The sequence below is a fragment of the Nocardia farcinica genome (assembly GCF_029867845.1).
Classification (GTDB): domain Bacteria; phylum Actinomycetota; class Actinomycetes; order Mycobacteriales; family Mycobacteriaceae; genus Nocardia; species Nocardia farcinica_A.
Map to the genome: position 1 here is coordinate 1 of NZ_JARWRU010000277.1, position 3,705 is coordinate 3,705.

Sequence of the window (3,705 nt, forward strand, 5' to 3'; positions counted from 1 at the left end):
CTCCCCCGCCGGTGCTGGGGGGGCGGGTCGGGGCCCCCCTTACGGCGGGGCTCCCCGGGGCCGTCGCGGCCCTTCTGTTCCCCGCCTATGGGGGCGTGCGCGGGGTAGGCGTGGTAGCAGTTGGTCCACACCCGGCCCGCCTTGATGGCGCGGCCGAGCCGGTAGGCGGTGTTCATGTCGCGGGTCCACACGCCAGCGCCCAGGCCGTAGAGGGTGTCGTTGGCGATGGACACCGCTTCCTCGACGCTGTCGTAGGTGGTCACCGAGACGACGGGGCCGAAGATCTCCTCCTGGAAGATGCGCATGTCGTTGCGGCCCTTGAAGATCGTCGGCTCGATGTAGTAGCCGTTCTCCAGGCCGTCGACCTTGCGTGGGCCGCCGCCGGTGAGGACTTCGGCGCCCTCCTGCCGCCCGATGTCGATGTAGGACAGGATCTTCTCGTACTGGTCGTTGCTGGCCTGGGCGCCGATCATGGTGGCCTGGTCGAGCGGGTCGCCGCTGACGATGGCCTTGGTGCGCTCGAGGCAGCGGGTCATGAACTCGTCGTAGATCGAGGAGTGGATCAGCGCGCGCGAGGGGCAGGTGCAGACCTCGCCCTGGTTGAGCGCGAACAGCACGAACCCTTCGACGGCCTTGTCGAGGAAGTCGTCGTCGGCGGCGGTCACGTCGGGCAGGAAGATGTTGGGGCTCTTGCCGCCCAGTTCCAGGGTGACCGGGATGATGTTCTCGCTGGCGTACTGCATGATCAGCCTGCCGGTGGTGGTCTCGCCGGTGAAGGCGACCTTGGCCACTCGCGGACTGGAGGCCAGCGGCTTGCCCGCCTCCACGCCGAAGCCGTTGACCACGTTGAGCACACCGGGCGGCAGCAGGTCGGCGATGAGTTCGACGACCTTCAGGATCGAGGCCGGGGTCTGCTCGGCGGGCTTGAGCACCACCGCGTTGCCCGCGGCCAGCGCCGGGGCCAGCTTCCAGGTGGCCATGAGGATGGGGAAGTTCCAGGGGATGATCTGGCCGACCACGCCGAGCGGTTCGTGGAAGTGGTAGGCGATGGTGTCGTTGTCGATCTCGCTGATGCCGCCCTCCTGGGCGCGCACGGCGCCGGCGAAGTAGCGGAAGTGGTCGACGGCCAGCGGCAGGTCGGCGGCCAGGGTCTCGCGGACGGGCTTGCCGTTCTCCCAGGTCTCGGCGACGGCGAGGGCCTCGAGATTGTCCTCGATGCGGTCGGCGATCTTGTTGAGGATGTTGGCGCGCTCGGCGGCCGAGGTGGCGCCCCAGGCGTCGGCGGCGGCGTGGGCGGCGTCCAGGGCGAGCTCGACGTCGGCGGCCGAGGACCGGGCGACCTCGGTGAACACCTGACCGTCGACCGGCGAGGGGTTCTCGAAGTAGCGGCCGTCCACCGGCGGCTTCCAGTCGCCGCCGATGAAGTTGTCGTAGCGAGCGGCGTAGGCGACGACGCTGCCCTCGGTTCCCGGCTTGGCATAGATCATGGCGGGTCACTCCTCGCTGAGTCCGGTTGCGTCCACGGCGCCACGGCCGTGATGTGGCTCACTATGCCCGGCGAGGGTTGAGGAAACGTTGAACCCGCCGGAGCGGGCGCGTCGTCAGACCCGGCTCGGCGCCGCCGCGGCCGTCTGCGCCGTCGGGGCGGCCGCGGCCCTCGGTCGTCCGGGGATGAACAGCGCCACCAGCGCGGCCGCCACCGCCACGCCGCAACCGAGCAGCAATCCGGTGCGGAAGCCCGCCTCGGTCGGAATGGGGTGCCCGCCGAGGAAGGTGGACATCTGGGCGAGCACCACGCCGATCACCGCCGCCGAGGTGGTGGTGCCGATGGCGCGCATCAGGGTGTTGAGGCTGTTGGCCGAGGCGGTCTCCGACAGCGGCACCGAGGACATGATCAGCGCGGGCATCGCGCCGTAGGCCAGGCCGACGCCCGCGCTGGACACGCAGGTGATCACCAGGATGCCCGGCGCGGAGCCCATCAGCGCCATGGCGGCGCCGTAGCCGACGGCGATCACCAGGCTGCCGATCACGAGGGTCACCTTCGGCCCGAATCGCGCCGACAGTCGCGCGCCGACGGGGGACACGGCCATCATCACCAGGCCGCCGGGGAACATCCACACACCCATCTCCAGCATGGACTTGCCCAGGCCGTAGCCCGTTTCGAGGGGTAGTTGCAGCAGCTGCGGCAGGATCAGCGACTGGGCGTACATGGCGAAGCCGATGACCACCGAGGCGGTGTTGGTCAGCAGCACCGGCCGTCGCGCGGCCACGCGCAGATCCACCAGCGGGTCGTCCAGGCGCAGCTCCCACCACATCCACACCGCCAGCGCCACGGCCGAGGCCGCGAACAGGCTCACGGTGAGCGTGCTGTTCCAGCCCCAGTCCGCGCCCTTGGACACCGCGAGCAGCAGGCACACCAGAGTCACGCCGATGCCGAGGGCGCCGAGCGGGTCGAAACCGCCGGTGCCGCGCGGCTCGGCGTCGGGCACGAGCAGCCAGATGCCCGCCGCGACGACGGCGACCAGCGCGGCCGCGCCGAGGAACATGATCCGCCAGCTGGTGTACTGCACGACCGCCGCCGAGATCGGCAGGCCGAGCGCGCCGCCGATGCCGAGGGAAGCGCTCATGACCGCGATCGCGCTGCCGAGCCGTTCGGCGGGCAGCACGTCGCGCATGACGCTGATGCCCAGCGGGATCACACCGGCGCCGATGCCCTGCAGGCCACGGCCGACGATCATCGGCACCACCGAGGAGGAGGCCGCGCACACCAGCGGTCCGGCGAACAGCGGCACCGTGCAGATCAGCAGCATCCGCTTCTTGCCGTAGAGGTCGCCGAGCCTGCCGGTGATCGGCGTGGCCACCGCGCTCACCAGCAGCGTCACCGTGATGACCCAGGAGGCGTTGGACGGCGAGGTGTGCAGGATGCGCGGCAGCTCGACGATCAGCGGGATGACCAGGGTCTGCATGAGCGCGGCGACGATGCCGCCTGCGGCGAGCGCGGCGACGACCAAGGCGCTGCGCCCGTGGGTTGCTGGGGACACCGGAACTCCTCGTGACGAACCTGCGCCGAAGGTGGCGCGACCGATGCAGAATACACATCGTTTGCATGATGCAAAACGGTTGCACGACCGGCGAACCGGGCGAATTGGACAGGTTGGGGGTGTTCTGTGATGTGATCGTCGCCCCGGGAAAGCGCGACACGCGCCGAAGAGGTGCGCGACGATACAGCGGACAGACCACGGCAGGGGAGGATGCGGGTGCGAGGCGGTCGAGGGCGCGGTGGGCCGGTGGCGGGCGAAGCTCCGGCCCCAGCGGGCAGCGGCGCGATGCCCGGTGGCTGCGAGCCGGTCACCGGCGGTGCCGTGGACGGCCACGACGCGGCCCCCGGCGACTCCGCCGCCATCGACGCCGGCGCGGCCGCGGTGGAGTTCGAGACCATGCTGCTCGGCCGCTACAGCCTGGCCGGCGTCTCCCGTCGCGGTGGACTGCTCGACCGCAGCGCGTACATCGTGCTGCACCGGGTGCGTATGCAGGGCCCGATGTCGGTCGGCGAACTCAGCGACGCCTTCGGTTTGGACACCTCCACCCTGCACCGCCAGACCGCCGCCATGATGGGCGCGGGCCTCATCGAACGCATCCCCGACCCGGATGGGGGGCTCGCTCGCAAATTCCGCATCACCGCCGAGGGCGAGGCCAGGCTCGAAC

General features: G+C 70.6%; 3 protein-coding genes. 1 reads left to right on the forward strand and 2 read right to left on the reverse strand.

Annotation, left to right across the window (positions count from 1 at the left end; genetic code table 11):
* Together QH283_RS05720 and QH283_RS05725 are read right to left on the reverse strand one after the other, a co-directional pair.
* Positions 1–1,487: aldehyde dehydrogenase family protein (locus tag QH283_RS05720; protein WP_280501967.1), on the reverse strand; the 1,487-nt coding region annotated here is incomplete at its 3' end.
* A 114-nt stretch (positions 1,488–1,601) separates the two neighbouring features.
* Entirely contained in the window at positions 1,602–3,041 is a 1,440-nt protein-coding gene (locus QH283_RS05725) for an MFS transporter (protein ID WP_280501968.1), read from the reverse strand.
* Positions 3,042–3,287: 246 nt separating this feature from the next.
* On the opposite strand from QH283_RS05725, the gene QH283_RS05730 reads away from it, so the two are divergent.
* The coding region (locus QH283_RS05730; RefSeq protein WP_280501969.1) for a MarR family winged helix-turn-helix transcriptional regulator at positions 3,288–3,705 on the forward strand (418 nt) is incomplete at its 3' end.